Source organism: Enterobacter cloacae complex sp. P29RS, from assembly GCF_014893445.1.
Lineage (GTDB): Bacteria > Pseudomonadota > Gammaproteobacteria > Enterobacterales > Enterobacteriaceae > Enterobacter > Enterobacter intestinihominis.
Genome location: NZ_JADBPZ010000007.1, coordinates 13346 through 28526 on the forward strand (window position 1 = coordinate 13346; position 15181 = coordinate 28526).

The following is a 15181-nucleotide window of genomic DNA, read 5'->3' on the forward strand; positions in this document are numbered from 1 at the left end:
TCAGAGAGTTAACCTGAACATACTACCATTCTTTTAACCGTCATCACATACCCGGCCCGCAGGCCGGGAAGGGTGAATTACCCGCGATGCACGCTGAGTCCGGCATAGGTCTGGCTGACGGGCATCATCTCAACCGTGTTGATGTTGACATGCTTCGGCAGCGTCGCGACCCACCAGACGGTTTCGGTGATATCTTCCGGCGTCAGCGCATTCGCATTTTCATAGGTTTTATCCGCTTTCGCGTCATCGCCTTTGAAACGCACGTTGGAGAATTCCGTTCCACCGACCAGACCCGGCTCAACATCGGTCACGCGGATCGCGGTACCGTGCAGGTCGGTGCGCAGGTTCAGGCTGAACTGGCGTACAAAGGCCTTGGTTGCGCCATAGACGTTGCCGCCCGCGTAAGGCCAGCTGCCTGCGGTGGAACCGATATTAATGATATGACCACGGTTACGTTCAACCATGCCCGGCAGCACGGCGCGGGTCATGTACACCAGGCCTTTGTTGTTGGTGTCGATCATGTTCTCCCAGTCTTCCACGTTGGCTTTGTGGGCAGGCTCCATGCCCAGCGCCAGGCCAGCGTTATTGACCAGCACGTCGATTTCACGCCATTCGGCAGGCAGGTTGGCAATCATCTCTTCAATGGCGGCGCGGTTGCGCACGTCCAGCTGTGCGGTCAGGATGCTGTCGCCCAGCTCGTCTTTCAATTCCTGGAGACGCTCCTGACGACGACCCGTTGCAATCACCTTATGTCCGTTGGCGACGAAGCGACGCGTGATGCTTTCACCAAAACCTGCTGTCGCCCCGGTAACTAATATAATCATCTCACTGTTCCTCAACGCTTTTTGTGTTGTACTACCATAGCACGCACTCGGGCACATCGTTAAGGCAACATTTGTATGACGCCATTGCAGGCCGGAGCAGGCTGGCCTACTCTGGTGAGAAATACCGTGCTCAGGAGTAAACGATGTCGGTCAACAACCCTTTCTTTGACGTTAGCCTGCTGCCTTATCAGGCTCCGCGTTTTGATGTGATAGAAGACAGCCACTATCGCCCGGCGTTTGATGAAGCAATGCGCCTCAAGCGTGCAGATATTGACGCGATTATCGCGCAGAGCGCCGTGCCGGACTTCAACAACACCGTGCTGGCGCTGGAAAAGAGCGGGGCCATGCTGTCGCGCGTCAGCAGCGTGTTCTTCGCCATGACGTCCGCACACACCAACGATTATCTTCAGGCACTGGACGAGCAGTTCTCCACCGAACTGGCCGGGCTGGCGAACGATATCTGGCTAAACGATACGCTTTTCGCCCGCGTGGAAGCCGTCTGGCAGGATCGCGACACGCTGGATGCCGAATCCCGCCGGCTGACGGAGGAGACGTATCAGCACTTTGTTCTTGCGGGCGCGCGTCTGAACGCCGATGAAAAAGCCGAGCTGAAAGCCCTGAATACCGAAGCCGCCACCCTGACCAGCCAGTTCAACCAGCGCCTGCTGGCTGCGAATAAGGCGGGAGGGCTGGTGGTGGATGATGTTCACCAGCTTGACGGACTCAGTGCGGAGGAGATTGCTGCCGCGGCTCATGCTGCCGCAGAAAAAGGGCTGACGGATCGCTGGCTGATCCCGCTTCTGAATACCACGCAACAGCCCGCGCTGGCGGCGCTGTCTTTGCGCGAGACCCGTAAAAAGCTGTTTAGCGCGGGCTGGGAACGCACTCAAAAAGGCGACGAAAACGATACGCGCGACCTGATCCGTCGGCTTACCGCGTTGCGGGCAAGACAGGCGCAGCTGCTCGGCTTTGACAACTATGCCAGCTGGAGCATTGCCGATCAAATGGCGAAAACGCCGGATGCCGCGCTCGAATTCATGCGCGGGATAGTTCCTGCGGCGCGCAGCAGAGCCGCGCTGGAGCAGGCGGATATTCAGAAGGTCATTGACGACGAGCAGGGCGGTTTTACGGTGCAGGCCTGGGACTGGGCGTTTTATGCCGAACGCGTGCGTTCAGCGAAATACGCGCTGGATGAGTCGCAGATCAAACCCTATTTCGCGCTCAATACCGTGCTGGAAGATGGCGTATTCTGGACCGCCACGCAGCTGTTCGGTATCCGCTTTGTCGAGCGTTTCGATATTCCGGTTTATCACCCGGACGTTCGCGTGTGGGAGATTTTCGACCACACGGGTGAAGGCATGGCGCTGTTCTACGGCGACTTTTTCGCGCGTGATTCCAAAGCGGGCGGGGCGTGGATGGGGAATTTTGTTGAGCAGTCTTACGAGTTTGCCGCGCGTCCGGTGATTTATAACGTCTGCAACTATCAAAAACCAGCGAACGGGCAGACCGCGCTGATCTCCTGGGATGATGTGATTACCCTGTTCCACGAGTTTGGCCATACACTGCATGGCCTGTTTGCCAGCCAGCGCTATGCCACGCTTTCAGGCACCAACACGCCGCGTGATTTCGTTGAATTCCCGTCGCAGATCAATGAACACTGGGCCAGCCATCCGCAGGTGTTTGCGCACTTTGCCCGTCATTATCAAACCGGCGAGCCGATGCCGGATGCGCTGCGGGAAAAAATGCTCAATGCGACCCAGTTTAATAAGGGTTATGACATGACGGAACTGCTGAGCGCCGCGCTGCTGGATATGAACTGGCACGGCATTCAGGAGCCCGTTGAAGACGTGGAAACCTTTGAAGCCGCCGCGTTGAAAAAAGAAGGGCTGGATCTTCCAGCCGTACCGCCGCGCTATCGCAGCAGCTATTTTGCCCATATCTTCGGCGGCGGCTACGCGGCGGGCTATTACGCCTATCTCTGGACGCAGATGCTGGCGGACGATGGCTATCAGTGGTTTGTCGAGAAGGGTGGTTTAACGCGCGAAAACGGACAGACATTCCGCGAGGCGATTTTGTCGCGCGGCAACAGCACTGATTTAGCTGAACTTTACCGGAACTGGCGCGGGCACGATCCGAGGATCGAACCGATGCTGGAGAATCGTGGATTGAGTGTTTAAGGGCTTTTTAGTGTGGAAACAGAACCGGGCGCGATGCCCGGTTTTTTGTTCGATTTTTTCTTCCCCGAAACTCCTCCAAATTCCTCCCCAAAATGAATCCTTAAATTCTGCGAAATTTGCAGGATAACTTTCTTATGGCTGACCCTGTATATCAGGGCGAACGACTGGGCAGCTTCCTGCTGCGCCAATGGAGAGGGAATTAATTGTGGAACGTACCCGGGGCTGGAGTGGCGCTGCCTGCGAGGAAAGGTGAATAGGCTGCCCAGTAAATAAAGAGGTTATGGAAACTTGAATACATTACAGTTCATCAGGATTGTTCGATACGCTGATCCCGATCTTGATCAGACTTAAAATCATCAATGCCAGTACCATTGCCACGATAGTAGAGATGATAAGCGTTGTCATAAAGACCCCCTTTGTGAGTATATCTTTTAGACTGTTTGAATCAAAAAATGTTCCGAGTCCTAAAAAATATATGACATTAGACAGGAATGTATCGTCTGCTAAATGAAAAAAAGCCTACGCCAGGTAGGCAATACTGATAATTCCTAATTGTTTTAATAATGCTTGTTACTAAAGATTATCTGCAGTGTTGGTAGAAGATATTGAAGCTTATAGATACTTCCTGGCTGCATCTAATATTTCCTGAGATGTAAGCTCTCGATCTGATGCAACATAGATAACTTCATGGTCACCTGTTAAAGAGGGAAAACCGGCTGACATTATCGGAAGGTTTATCCCTTCTCCATTAGGGTATTGTTCGCGTATTGATGTCACGCCCTTAAGTACGGTGATTACTTTACCTGGTTTACCATTAAAGGAAATAATTACTTTTTTCATGTATCACCATGTATTTCAGGGGGTTTTATGGCCCGGGGTTGTTCGAAAGGGGTTGATTTATTGACGTTTAGTTACCTCTTTCGAAATTAAAACAAGCAATATTCTGCCTTAACGTGTACTGTAGCAGTCCATTTGTACTGGAGAAGCTTATGTCTGCACGTAAAAACACGCAATTCCGCCGAAATTATTTAGTCAAATGCCCTTGTCCAAACTGCACAAGAGACTCGGAGCATAGTTACAATCGTGTACAAAAGGGAGCTCAACTGGTTTGCCCTTACTGCAACGCGTTGTTCAAATCCCCTCAACATTACTAAAAAATCTCATATAATAACTAAGAAGTGATGCTTTTGGAGGCTGCCTAACCTCTTACGCACTTTAATATTTTATAAGCAGTTAGTTTCTGCTTTGAGACTATTCATGCAGCAGTCCTGCATTTCATCACATCGGTCAGCAAATTTGACGGTGCTGTAAATATGCTGGCCTGTTGTAATGATATTCGCAAACGATAAATGACGCTTCTGATTATTTAATTCACAGAAGCTTAAGCGGTCATTGAGGGGGGTTATTTATCGCAAAGCGTAACATTTGCAGCTGTCGGACCTTTGGTACCGGCAATGACAGCAAATTTAACTTTTTGGCCTTCAAAAAGAGTTTTGAATGTCTCTCCCTGTAGAGAAGAAGAGTGAACAAGGATATCTTTACTTCCATCGAGTGGGGAGATGAAGCCAAAGCCCTTATCATCGTTAAACCACTTAACAAGACCTATCATTTTTGATGACATAAAAACTCCACTTGAACACTTAAAAGTTACAAGTTCATGAAAAGAAACGCATGATGGCATACGTATGGACCCAAGAGGAGGGGATATCAGAGATAGCACCTGGTTATGAGGACTACTTTGGAAAAGTCAGATTCACATTGCATCGAACCAACCGCATCATTAAGGCACGTGTAGATCTTTTAAGCAAATCTTATTTTAGCCATCTGGGAGGCCATACAGATTAGATTAGCCAATCCAAATTTTTCCTGTGTCGTCAAATTTGATTTATAGCAAGGAAATAATTTGTCCCGTAAAATGACAGGAGTTGTCAAAGGTTTTGACTTCAATAGAGGGAAGGGTTTTATTATCCCATCTAAAAAGTGCAGGTCTAACTAAGATCAGATTTGATTTCTATTTGCTCTATCAAATTCCTCCCCTGGTTTTTTACATTTCCTACTGTACGCGTTACCGCATGCCAGACGAACTTATCGGCGGGCACTGCACCATCTGAAGCTATCTCTTCAGCTTCTTTCCCGCCAACATGCTGTCGCATCCACTCGCGTGCCGCTTCTGGTGACAAAACCAGTGGCCTGCGGTCATGAATGTCGACGAGGCCTTTATCAGCCGCAGACGTCACAATCAGAAACCCCTCGGCTTCATCGCCGCGCTCAAACGGTGTGCTTCCGATCGCCGCCATAAAGATTGGCTGACCGTCGGCCCGGTGGATGAAGTAGGGTTGTTTCTTGTCACCTGACTTCTTCCATTCGAACCATCCATCGGCAAAACAGATCGCCCGGCCATGTTGCCACAGAGGTTTAAACATTCTGCTGGTGGCCGCGGTTTCTACACGTGCGTTAATCAGTGGTGCTTTGTCCCACCATCCAGGTGCGTAGCCCCAGAACACCGGATCGAGGTGCAGTAGTTCGTCGCGTTCGCTCAGCAGCAGGACTTTGGTACCGGGCGCGACGTTGTACCGGCCAATGGGGGCCGGGTCATACGCGATGTCGCGATCGCCTTCGTCGGCAAGGTAGGCCAGGTATTCTTCACGGGTTTGGGCTTGTGCAAAGCGTCCACACATAGAAACCTCCAGTCGGATGTCATACTCAAAGTATAGGGCAGGGATAAGATGACTTGATCGACATGCAAAAGCTGTATTTTGTACAAGATAACGCGAGAAAATGGGCAGAAATTCCGGGAGGCGTTTTTATCTTGCGGGCACGATCCGAGAAATGAACCGATGCTGGAGAACCGCGGGTGAGTGATTAAAGGCATTACTGGCTGAAAACAGAACCGGGCATTGCGCCCGGTTTTTCCCCGGTGGGCTGGTATTTGTTAACCTTGTTACTCTTGCGTCAGCCACATGTCCGACTCTTCAAACATTTCCTCAAGCATACGGTTCAGCTTTTCCCGGTCGCTTTTGCTGGCATCGCTATTCAGGCCATTCGCCTGCATTGGCTTAACCGTCACGCTGGCATCAGGAAAAATCCGGTGCACACGTTTTGTCAGTTCAGCCAGAATTATCTCCCTGGCTCCCTCCAGCCCCTGTACGTTTCGCTTGTCATAAACCAGTTCAACAAACATTATTTTTTCCCTATGAATATTAATTGTGCGATTCTGTCTGCACGTAAAAATACTACTGTATATGGGTACAGTCAAACGGCATTCCGGCTAAAGAAATGCCATGCCGCCCTTCACCTTGTTTATGTTGATGACAATCTATTCATTTAGCCTTTAAAACGAGCAGTCGAAGCGTTTAATCGTAAAATTTACAAAAACCATAATTTGAAGCCAGAGAGAAACTTACAAACGAAACGGTGAAGGTTTAAACAGTCGCTACGGTTCAGCTGCCTTGCGCGTGCTTCAAAACAAAACTACTGTATATAAAAACAGTATTAGAGGTATGCGTAATGGAATTTATCAGACCTACAGAACTGCGTGAGATTATCGCGCTTCCACTTTTCAGCGATTTAGTTCAGTGCGGATTCCCAAGCCCGGCTGCCGATTATGTGGAGCAGCGCATTGATCTTAATGAACTTCTGGTTGCCCACCCCAGCTCGACGTATTTCGTTAAAGCCGCGGGTGATTCAATGATTGAAGGGGGAATAAGCGACGGCGATTTACTGGTGGTCGATAGTTCCCGAACGGCTGAGCACGGCGATATCGTCATCGCCGCGGTGGAAGGGGAATTCACCGTTAAGCGCCTGCAACTGCGGCCTAATGTTCAACTCAATCCGATGAACAGCGCTTATTCACCGATTATCGTTGGCAGTGAAGACACGCTGGACGTTTTTGGTGTGGTCACTTTTATTGTTAAATCGGCCAGCTGATATGTTTGCGCTCTGTGATGTGAATTCATTCTATGCATCATGCGAGACGGTATTCAGGCCAGATTTGAGAGGCCGACCGGTGGTTGTCCTCTCAAATAACGACGGTTGCGTGATAGCGCGCAGCGCAGAGGCCAAAGCCGCTGGCGTTACCATGGGGGCGCCATACTTTAAGCAGAAAGACCTGTTCCGGCGCGCCGGCGTGGTTTGCTTCAGCAGTAACTACGAACTTTACGCTGACATGTCCAGCCGGGTAATGACCACGCTGGAAGAAATAAGCCCTCGCGTCGAAATATATTCCATTGATGAGGCCTTTTGTGATCTCACCGGGGTTCGTAATTGCCGGGACCTGACTGATTTTGGCAAGGAGATCCGCGAAACGGTTTTGAAGCGTACGCACCTGAGGGTCGGCGTTGGCATAGCCCAGACGAAGACGCTGGCGAAGCTGGCAAATCACGCGGCGAAGAAATGGCAGCAGCAGACGGGTGGGGTGGTTGATTTATCCAATATCGACCGCCAGCGCCGGTTGTTGGCTATCGTGCCTGTAGAGGACGTATGGGGCGTGGGCAGGCGCATCAGCAAGAAGCTCAATGCGATGGGTATCAAAACGGCGCTGGATCTCTCAGAGCAGAGCACGTGGATTATCCGCAAGCACTTCAATGTAGTGCTGGAGCGAACGGTCCGGGAGCTGCGCGGCGAGCCGTGCCTCGATCTGGAAGAGTTTGCACCGACAAAGCAGGAGATCGTCTGTAGTCGGTCATTCGGTGAGCGCGTGACAGAATACGAGCAGGTGCGCCAGGCTATATGCAGCTATGCGGCCCGTGGCGCTGAGAAGTTACGTGGCGAGCACCAGTATTGCCGCTTTATCTCGGCGTTCGTAAAGACCTCTCCGTTCGCTCTGAACGAACCCTATTACGGCAACAGTGCCTCAATGACGCTTCTCACACCCACTCAGGACTCCCGTGACATTATCAACGCCGCGGTAAAGTGCCTCGACAAAATCTGGAAGGAGGGCCACCGCTACCAGAAAGCCGGCATTATGCTCGGGGACTTCTTCAGCCAGGGCGTTGCCCAGCTCAATTTGTTTGACAATAGCGCGCCGCGTGCCGGAAGTGAAAAGCTGATGGAAGTGCTGGATCGTCTGAACGCGAAAGATGGAAAGGGTACGCTTTATTTTGCCGGGCAGGGCATACAGCAGCAATGGCAGATGAAGCGTGAAATGCTTTCACCGCGGTATACGACCCGGTATTCAGATTTACTGAGAATTCGATGAATGTTAATGGCTGTTTTGTGCCAGAAGCGGACATTGATATAAATGGCAATTGATCAAACGCCAGCCCCTTTACTTTGTCCTACAGGATCTCAACCACTTCAAACTCTTCTGCGATCAACTCCATATCTTCAGAAAAATGGCCTTCGCGGCTGAAAAATCTCTGATGCTCTTTCTGCCAGTATTTAAATGGTGTTCTTAAACGGAACGTACGCCAGTTTGCCGGATGGTTTAATAAAAACTCTCCTGGCGTGTCTGCGCGAATGTACTACTTTCAGTAAAGTGACTTTTACAGGGAGGGTCAATGAAACCATTATCGCTTTTATTATTGTCGAGCCTGACGTTAGTGGGTTGTGGCGCGAACAATACCCCTTCAAATACGCCTGTTCCGGGTGTAAAAACCTCCGTCGGGACGAGCACGCTTGAAGCCGGTGCTCAGCTTATCCAGTCCCGTCCGCCCATTGATGCAATGAGTGCCTACCTTGACGGTTTCCATTTTTATAGCGGGGATAAAAATGGCCAGATGGAAGCCCATCATTATGTAACCGTGTTGAATGAAGACGTGATGCAGGCGGTGATCTACGACGGTAACACCAAAGATGCCCGTTTAATGGGCGTTGAGTACATCATTAGTGAGCGTTTGTTTAACACACTGCCGCCGGAAGAAAAAAAATTGTGGCACAGCCATCAATATGAAGTGAAATCCGGCAGCCTGATTGCTCCAGGTTTACCTGCAGTGGCTGACAAAGCATTGATGAGCAAAATTGTGAATACCTACGGCAAGACCTGGCATACCTGGCACACCGACCGCGATAAAAAGCTGCCGCTCGGTATTCCGGCACTGATGATGGGCTTTACCGGGGAAGGGCAGTTAGACCCTAAACTTCTGGCGGACAGAGATCGACGCTTTGACGTGAGCACGCAAGCCATCAAAGAAGAACGTAAGGATATTGTGGCGCACCCAGTTGCTAAGGGAGCGGATGCCTGGCAACGTGGTGAAGAGATCCAGCTTAAGCGGGTTAGAGGTTCAGGTGAGCATGGCCAGGGCGACACAAGCCATTTTTGATATCAAAAGCCTTCAGGAATACCCCGGCAACGCCGGGGATACGGCCAGTCCTATTATTTTCTCGTCCTCAGGCATCAGAAACGCCATGTGGCTGAAAGATTACCTGCAATCGAGTCATAGCCAGAACGAAACATTTCGCTTTCAACCCCGATGCCCAATTCGACATCAGCGTTGATTTTATAGCTCATACCTGCCTTAACACCCAGAGTGTCACGACCAGTCACCTGATTCCTGGAACTAAATCCTGTGCTTCGATAGTTGGCGAAAGAGGCTTGTTGCACTACGTTGCCATCAAGCAGTTCATGATCCCAGCTGAGCTGCAGCTCAGCTGCGAACGATGCCCCTGAAGCGAGGGGTACATTCCAGTTACCATTCACCCCGATACTTGATCTCAGAGAATCGAAGGTCTGCGAACCCAGCATCAGTCGGCTGCCGTCATTGCCGCTTTCCTTCACGCCGGGACGATGTAATGTGGTGTAATTCAATGACGTTACCGGTCCGGCGTTCACATTATTATTCAGCGCCCATCGATAGCCTCCGCCGGCCGTAACAGAACCTGACAATCCGGTCCAGGTGGCATGGTGGCTTGCTCCGTAAGTTTCTACATTAATGTTTCTGTCCAGCCAGCTGTCTTCAATACCCAATCGGCCAGTGCCGAATAAATACATTCCTTCGGACCTTTCAGCGCCGTAACGAGCATGAACACCCAGATCGAAAGCAGTGGTTTTCCCGGTTGCGGTTTCTGGTGATTTCACCGTCACCGACTGACCGCTGACCGCACCATGAAAGCCATAAATCCAGTTGTGATTCTCATCGTTTTGTTTTTCAGCACCGAATACAATGCCATAACTGCTGGCGTCGTACCCTACACTGTCACCCTGACGCTGTTGCCAGAAGCCGCCGCCAAAGGGTATGGCAAAGCTGCGCCATTCGCCTTCCGTCAGTTGCTTCGGCATAACCACAGGATTTGGCCCGCCAACGATCCGCGCTATCTGCTGTTCACGCTGCAGGGAATTTGCGAACATGGCGCTGTAGGCGCCCGCAGAAAGTTGCGGCAAGGCATTGCTGATACTCCCGCCATCAGTGGCTGAGAAATCCAGAGTACGGTACAGCGGTTGTATATCCGACTTAGCTTCCGCCACAATTTTATCCAGCGCTTGCCCTACCTGACGCGCATTAGCGTCCTGCGCATACCGGCTGTATGCGTTTGCAGCGCGCAGCATTGAGAGCTGCCAGCCATTCTTTCCCTGTGGCGTTGTTTGCAGCGTTAGCGTGGGTGAACGGAGCACGCTGTTCACCGCACTGAAATTGCCGTCGGAAGCGTCCGTTTTTAGCAAATCTTGCGTATTCAGACGCCAGTTTGTTGCGTACCAGTCCGGCTGCGGCGCAAACGTCAGTTGACCGTCAAATTGTGCGTGACCGTCCACTCGCAGAGTATCATGCCTGCCGCGCCCGTCGACCTCCAACAACAACTGCCCGGTATTCCCCTGTTGATAAGCACCGGATATATTGATTTGCCCAAGTGAATTACCCGGCGCAAGGATCCCGTTATTTACAAAGCGGCCTTCCTCATTAAGCGTATAGCTGGCGTTGCCGGACAGGCTGGCACCTGGCGCGATAGTCATGCTGTAAATCTGGAAATCGCCATTAAGCGAGGTTTTCCCTCCGTGCGCGTCCAGTGCCAGATTATTGATACCTTCAATGTTTCCGCGGTACGTAAAGCTGAAATCAGCATCGGCAGCTTCCGTCGCTTGCCCGTACGCATTGGCCTTCCGACCGAAGGTAAGCAGCGTTAACCGCTGTTGGCCATAGTCATCCCGCTGGGCGTAGTCCGAATAAATATCACCCTCCAGCCGGGCACCCGTTAATATATTTATATTACCGACCAGCGCGTTCGGTGATATATAAATCGCCGCGCCTTTACCGGCAACCCGTCCGCTGATGTCGGCATTGTCTACCAGCGCTCCCTGCAACTCGGGTAATAACGCATCGTAATAGCCGTCCACGATATGAAGCCAGGATCCGCGATAGTCCACCTCGTTACCCAGGAGGTTATTGCCAAAATCAAAACTGATACCGACGCCACTGGCTCCCAGTGCCTGAACGTCGCCACGTTGAATAAGGCTGTGCTGTTTACCGTAGGCAAACATCACCCCACGGCCATTAACGCCATCGGCGTATATCCGTACACCGGGATCGATGCTCAGGGTGTTATTTTGCCCATCTATACGGATGCCCGCGCCGCCAGCCCCTGACGTCAACAGGTCCGCTTGTTGAAAGATATGGTTATTACTGCCATACACATGCAGGCCAACTCCCAGATTAGCGGTATTGTATTGACCAGCCAGATAGCCATCCGCCTGCTGATTACGCTGAAAATAGCCATTGCGGTTAACGAGCGTTTGCCCGTTGCCATATAGCGAAAAACCGAAAAAGTTACGCCGGTCAATCTGATATCCCATATCCTGCAGCAACGCCAGTTCCGCTTCCATAAACGTGGTGTAATTGCGGTAGTTCTGATGGCTCATCATGCTGTTTTTCAGCTCGATATGGCTCATGTAGTTATCATCGACCGAGCCGTCGTCTGCTAACATTTTCACCGGCACGCCAGGCATGGCGCCTGCAAGGACTTCATCCACATGCCTGCCGGTGAAATAGCCTTTATCAAGCCGTACATCAAAGCCTTGTGGATCCCATCTGTTATTGCATCCATTACACAATATTACTTGCCCTGTCCGGGCAGGATTGCCACGGTCATCGCGCAGATGGCTGGTCCAGGAGCCAAAAGGCACGGTATCGAAAGCGGGCGTGAATGTGCCACTTCCTTGCAGATCGGTAACCATATTGGATATTCCCAGTCCATGGGCCAGCTCATGAACAGCGACGCTGACCAGATCGGCCTTTCCAGTGCGCGGCAATTGCGCGGGCACATAGGGAACGTTATCAAAATCCAGTTTGCCCATGATGAACTGGGCGTGGGAGCCAAAGGTCAGCTCTCCGGTATCAATACCGTTCAATGCGCCTTGCAACTGCGTCAGACTTATAATGCCGTCGGTAACTGAATCGCTGGAACCTGCGGCATTCTCGTCGTTAAACGTCCCCACATTGATAATGGCAGGCAGTTGCCCTGGGCTGGGGGTAATAACCTCAGCCCAGTAACGCATAGCATCGAGTATTTTTTCTTTTTGTTGCTGGCCAAGATCCCAGGTTGACTCAGACGCATTCGGCCAGTCCGGCATAAAGGGGCCATCGCCAACATTAAAGAAACGCACTTCAAATACCGCAATATTATGTGGGTTATAGACCAGATAGCTTTCTCCTGCATACGGATTATTACTGACAAATAAACCCGTTAATGCAGCCGTCATAAAAACCCTTTTCATATTAACCATCCTTGTGTGAAAAAATAATGTTTACGTCCGTCAATATAAATTCACATCTGAGCTCAATGAATCATAAACAAATATAATAATTATCGATGTGGTTTGATAATTTAGAATAACGAGTGACCTTGCCCTGTGATAGCCTCGTTTTTCAGGATTTTATAAACGGTGGAGCGGGCGATCCCAGATTGAGAAACCGGGTCCCGGTGAACAGGAATGTACCGACATATGCAGGGGAAATAACGGATAGGGTATGGTGTCGTGGCATAATCGACATAAGCGTGAGGCTTTACTGTACTTCACGACACCAAAAACTATCAGATCGCTTATCAATCAAAGCCAGCGAGAGCGTTTGAGCCGAAGCCACAGTAATACACAGGCTCCCAGCGTGACAGCGACCGTAGCCGGATAACCAAAGAGCGTCTTCAGTTCCGGCATATGGTCGAAGTTCATACCATACATGCTAAAGACTACCGTCGGGATCACGAGGATGGCCCCCCAACCGGCCAGTTTCTTCACGACTTCGTTTTGCTGCACTGAAACCAGTGCCAGGTTAACGTGCATCGCGCTGCTTAGCAGCTCACGCATGTCATTTACATCCGTTACTACATGGCTTGCGTGATCCTGAATATCTCTGAAATACGCCCTGAGGGGTTTTGGAATAAGTTCTTCATGAATGCGGATAAGCTCTGTACAGATTTCTTCTACTGGCTGAGCGGCGTTGCGAAGCCCGAGTAGATTACGGCGGAGGGAATACACGTCCTGAATAGCTTCACGGTCAAATTCACTGTGAAAAAGTGTCGCTTCTATATCACCAATTTTGGTGTTGAGGCGCGCAGTCAGCTCTGCATAACTGTCAACAATAAAATCCAGAATACAGTAAAGAGGATAAGCCGGACCGTACGAAAGCATGTCCGGGGCCTCAGCAGCACGGGCTCGTATAGGTGCATAGCTCACTGAAGCACCATGGCGCACCGTAATAAGGAAGTTTCGGCCCACAAACAAATGCGTTTCGCCAAACTCAATATTGTCGTCCTGTCCACTGACGGTTTTTACAACGATAAATGCCGAGCTGCCATAACGCTCTATTTTAGGCCGCTGATGTGCATTAAGCGCATCCTCAACGGCCAGATCGTGCAGACCGAACTCCTCCTGGACTTTGTACATAAAAGCAGGTTCAGGCTGCCAAAGCCCCAGCCAGATAAACGCATCGGTATCCTGGATGACTTCACTGATATCCTCAATATCTACGGTTTCGGCGGGGTGGCCTGAACGGTAGACCATACAGTTAACAATCATTTCCTGACTATCCCTTAAGCATGTGTCTAAGAAGCTTAACCATTTCCGTTAAATTTCCAAATTTTTATGCCGGCAGGTTTTAATATGTTGAATACTCAGAAAGGTCATGTTCACGCGTCGTTCAATCCGGGCACTGACTCTCCAGCCATTGACCGACGACGGGCCATAATTTCTCCGCACATCGCGTACGAAAAAATCCCATATGCCCAATGGACGAAAGACCAAACTCTGCGTGCCGTATCTCGCAGCGTTCTATTTTTGCTTGTTGCACCGGCTCCATCAGCCGCGCAATAGCTTCACGGTTAGCCCAGGGATCGTCATCAAATCCCATTACCAGCACGGGTAGGGTGATCTCACTAGCCCGTTGGCGTGCATTCCAGTGTGGATCATCGTAAAAATATCCAGGCATTGCGCTCCAGCGCCCCCATTGAAGCATGACTGGCGCCGGTAAATCTTCACCCAGCCCCAGGCGCCTGGCAGGCATGTAACCGAAAATACGGCACAGAATCGGAGCCAGAACACGTAATACGCACCAGACACGCACCTTTTCTGTGGTGCGTTTGATGGTGCTCGTCACCCCGGCATGTGAGGCTACAATGACCGCAGCTTGCAGGGCGTGGGTGGCTGTTGAAAGCAGAACGGCATGCCCGCCCACACTGTGTCCTACCGCCAACAGGCTAAGCCCTGGAAAATGTGCTTTAGCCCAGGCGGTTATACATCCGACGTCCTGGTCGATCCAGTCAGACATAGAAACGCGGTAAGTACGGACCAGCCCGGATTTAGAGAGGCCGGTGCCGCGATAATCGTATGTGAGGACGTTGAATCCTCTGTTAAAAAGATATTCTGCGAATCCCTTATAAAATCCCTGTACTACCGCCGTTGCCGGATGAAGGAGCACTATCGCTTTGGCATCGCTTCTTTCCCAAATTGTGGCTGCCAGAAATCCACCTTCATTGACGGGTATTATGACTGAACGCATTCATAGAGCCTTATTTATGTGGTCATACCAGTTATGCCTGAATTAAATCTAGCCTTTACTACCCCATCTGGCGATTTTTTTTTACACCCCAGCGTTTGTCCCTCGCTCAAAGCAGACAATAAACCTCGCCCGTGCGTTTTTAGCGAAACACACTGCCTTATGGGCTCAACGTGAGGAAGGGGACTCGCCGGATAAACGCCCCTTTAAAAAATCCTCTTCTATACTCAGTTACGTTTAGTGAAATATGCCGCCGTTTTTT

The 15181-nt window shown here is 50.7% G+C and carries 14 protein-coding genes and 1 pseudogene; 5 read left to right on the plus strand and 10 right to left on the minus strand.

Annotation, left to right across the window (positions count from 1 at the left end):
- Positions 1 to 77: 77 nt before the first annotated feature.
- Positions 78 to 824, minus strand: coding sequence for a bifunctional NADP-dependent 3-hydroxy acid dehydrogenase/3-hydroxypropionate dehydrogenase YdfG (gene ydfG / locus IM282_RS06870; protein WP_038415990.1), 747 nt, complete (start codon positions 822 to 824; stop codon positions 78 to 80).
- A gap of 143 nt (positions 825 to 967) precedes the next feature.
- On the opposite strand from ydfG, the gene dcp reads away from it, so the two are divergent.
- Positions 968 to 3001 carry a peptidyl-dipeptidase Dcp gene (dcp, locus tag IM282_RS06875; protein ID WP_192970260.1) on the plus strand — a complete coding sequence of 678 codons (2034 nt, stop codon included), beginning with the start codon at positions 968 to 970 and terminating at the stop codon, positions 2999 to 3001.
- A gap of 297 nt (positions 3002 to 3298) precedes the next feature.
- On the opposite strand, the gene IM282_RS21950 is transcribed toward dcp, so the two are convergent.
- Positions 3299 to 3406, minus strand: coding sequence for a YnaM/YnfT family protein (locus IM282_RS21950; protein WP_022647993.1), 108 nt, complete (start codon positions 3404 to 3406; stop codon positions 3299 to 3301).
- Between the two features lie 207 nt (positions 3407 to 3613).
- On the minus strand, positions 3614 to 3841 hold the full coding sequence (locus IM282_RS06880) for a hypothetical protein (RefSeq protein ID WP_192970261.1): 228 nt from the start codon (positions 3839 to 3841) through the stop codon (positions 3614 to 3616).
- A 149-nt stretch (positions 3842 to 3990) separates the two neighbouring features.
- Between IM282_RS06880 and IM282_RS21850 the strand changes: the two genes are divergently transcribed.
- Positions 3991 to 4155: a YnfU family zinc-binding protein gene (locus tag IM282_RS21850; protein ID WP_213083702.1), complete on the plus strand. Its 165-nt coding sequence runs from the start codon at positions 3991 to 3993 to the stop codon at positions 4153 to 4155.
- Between the two features lie 248 nt (positions 4156 to 4403).
- Here the strand turns inward: IM282_RS21850 and IM282_RS06885 are convergent, their stop codons facing one another.
- The 3 genes from IM282_RS06885 to IM282_RS06895 form a co-directional block, all read right to left on the minus strand.
- A complete protein-coding gene (locus IM282_RS06885) occupies positions 4404 to 4622 on the minus strand; it encodes a cold shock domain-containing protein (RefSeq protein ID WP_022647994.1) in 219 nt (72 codons plus the stop codon).
- 367 nt (positions 4623 to 4989) lie between these two features.
- A complete protein-coding gene (locus IM282_RS06890; protein ID WP_038415993.1) occupies positions 4990 to 5679 on the minus strand; it encodes an SOS response-associated peptidase in 690 nt (229 codons plus the stop codon).
- A 263-nt stretch (positions 5680 to 5942) separates the two neighbouring features.
- Positions 5943 to 6182: a DinI family protein gene (locus IM282_RS06895; protein ID WP_006808847.1), complete on the minus strand. Its 240-nt coding sequence runs from the start codon at positions 6180 to 6182 to the stop codon at positions 5943 to 5945.
- A 326-nt stretch (positions 6183 to 6508) separates the two neighbouring features.
- Between IM282_RS06895 and IM282_RS06900 the strand changes: the two genes are divergently transcribed.
- Both IM282_RS06900 and IM282_RS06905 read left to right on the plus strand, forming a co-directional pair.
- Complete coding sequence (locus IM282_RS06900; RefSeq protein WP_022647996.1) at positions 6509 to 6928, plus strand: translesion error-prone DNA polymerase V autoproteolytic subunit; 420 nt, start codon at positions 6509 to 6511, stop codon at positions 6926 to 6928.
- Position 6929: 1 nt separating this feature from the next.
- Positions 6930 to 8198: a Y-family DNA polymerase gene (locus IM282_RS06905; protein ID WP_032671166.1), complete on the plus strand. Its 1269-nt coding sequence runs from the start codon at positions 6930 to 6932 to the stop codon at positions 8196 to 8198.
- Between the two features lie 79 nt (positions 8199 to 8277).
- Here IM282_RS06905 and IM282_RS06910 read toward each other — a convergent pair.
- Positions 8278 to 8382: pseudogene (locus tag IM282_RS06910) on the minus strand (ASCH domain-containing protein); the annotation flags it as partial.
- A gap of 117 nt (positions 8383 to 8499) precedes the next feature.
- Between IM282_RS06910 and IM282_RS06915 the strand changes: the two are divergent.
- Positions 8500 to 9261, plus strand: coding sequence for an OBAP family protein (locus IM282_RS06915; protein ID WP_063148836.1), 762 nt, complete (start codon positions 8500 to 8502; stop codon positions 9259 to 9261).
- Positions 9262 to 9335: 74 nt separating this feature from the next.
- Here the strand turns inward: IM282_RS06915 and IM282_RS06920 are convergent, their stop codons facing one another.
- The 3 genes from IM282_RS06920 to IM282_RS06930 all read right to left on the minus strand — a co-directional run bounded on the left by IM282_RS06920 (position 9336) and on the right by IM282_RS06930 (position 14922).
- On the minus strand, positions 9336 to 12644 hold the full coding sequence (locus tag IM282_RS06920; RefSeq protein ID WP_192970262.1) for an autotransporter domain-containing protein: 3309 nt from the start codon (positions 12642 to 12644) through the stop codon (positions 9336 to 9338).
- A gap of 333 nt (positions 12645 to 12977) precedes the next feature.
- A complete protein-coding gene (locus IM282_RS06925; protein ID WP_023306124.1) occupies positions 12978 to 13943 on the minus strand; it encodes a magnesium and cobalt transport protein CorA in 966 nt (321 codons plus the stop codon).
- Positions 13944 to 14064: 121 nt separating this feature from the next.
- Complete coding sequence (locus tag IM282_RS06930) at positions 14065 to 14922, minus strand: alpha/beta fold hydrolase (protein ID WP_038415997.1); 858 nt, start codon at positions 14920 to 14922, stop codon at positions 14065 to 14067.
- Between the last annotated feature and the right edge of the window lie 259 nt (positions 14923 to 15181).

Bases quoted from the DNA above. Each gene is read 5' to 3' on its own strand.
- ydfG (WP_038415990.1), bottom strand. From the start codon at position 824: ATGATTATATTAGTTACCGGGGCGACAGCAGGTTTTGGTGAAAGCATC.
- IM282_RS06915 (WP_063148836.1), top strand. From the start codon at position 8,500: ATGAAACCATTATCGCTTTTATTATTGTCGAGCCTGACGTTAGTGGGT.
- IM282_RS06890 (WP_038415993.1), bottom strand. From the start codon at position 5,679: ATGTGTGGACGCTTTGCACAAGCCCAAACCCGTGAAGAATACCTGGCC.
- IM282_RS06880 (WP_192970261.1), bottom strand. From the start codon at position 3,841: ATGAAAAAAGTAATTATTTCCTTTAATGGTAAACCAGGTAAAGTAATC.
- IM282_RS06920 (WP_192970262.1), bottom strand. From the start codon at position 12,644: ATGAAAAGGGTTTTTATGACGGCTGCATTAACGGGTTTATTTGTCAGT.
- IM282_RS06885 (WP_022647994.1), bottom strand. From the start codon at position 4,622: ATGTCATCAAAAATGATAGGTCTTGTTAAGTGGTTTAACGATGATAAG.
- IM282_RS06895 (WP_006808847.1), bottom strand. From the start codon at position 6,182: ATGTTTGTTGAACTGGTTTATGACAAGCGAAACGTACAGGGGCTGGAG.
- IM282_RS21850 (WP_213083702.1), top strand. From the start codon at position 3,991: ATGTCTGCACGTAAAAACACGCAATTCCGCCGAAATTATTTAGTCAAA.
- IM282_RS21950 (WP_022647993.1), bottom strand. From the start codon at position 3,406: ATGACAACGCTTATCATCTCTACTATCGTGGCAATGGTACTGGCATTG.
- IM282_RS06925 (WP_023306124.1), bottom strand. From the start codon at position 13,943: ATGATTGTTAACTGTATGGTCTACCGTTCAGGCCACCCCGCCGAAACC.
- dcp (WP_192970260.1), top strand. From the start codon at position 968: ATGTCGGTCAACAACCCTTTCTTTGACGTTAGCCTGCTGCCTTATCAG.
- IM282_RS06900 (WP_022647996.1), top strand. From the start codon at position 6,509: ATGGAATTTATCAGACCTACAGAACTGCGTGAGATTATCGCGCTTCCA.
- IM282_RS06905 (WP_032671166.1), top strand. From the start codon at position 6,930: ATGTTTGCGCTCTGTGATGTGAATTCATTCTATGCATCATGCGAGACG.
- IM282_RS06930 (WP_038415997.1), bottom strand. From the start codon at position 14,922: ATGCGTTCAGTCATAATACCCGTCAATGAAGGTGGATTTCTGGCAGCC.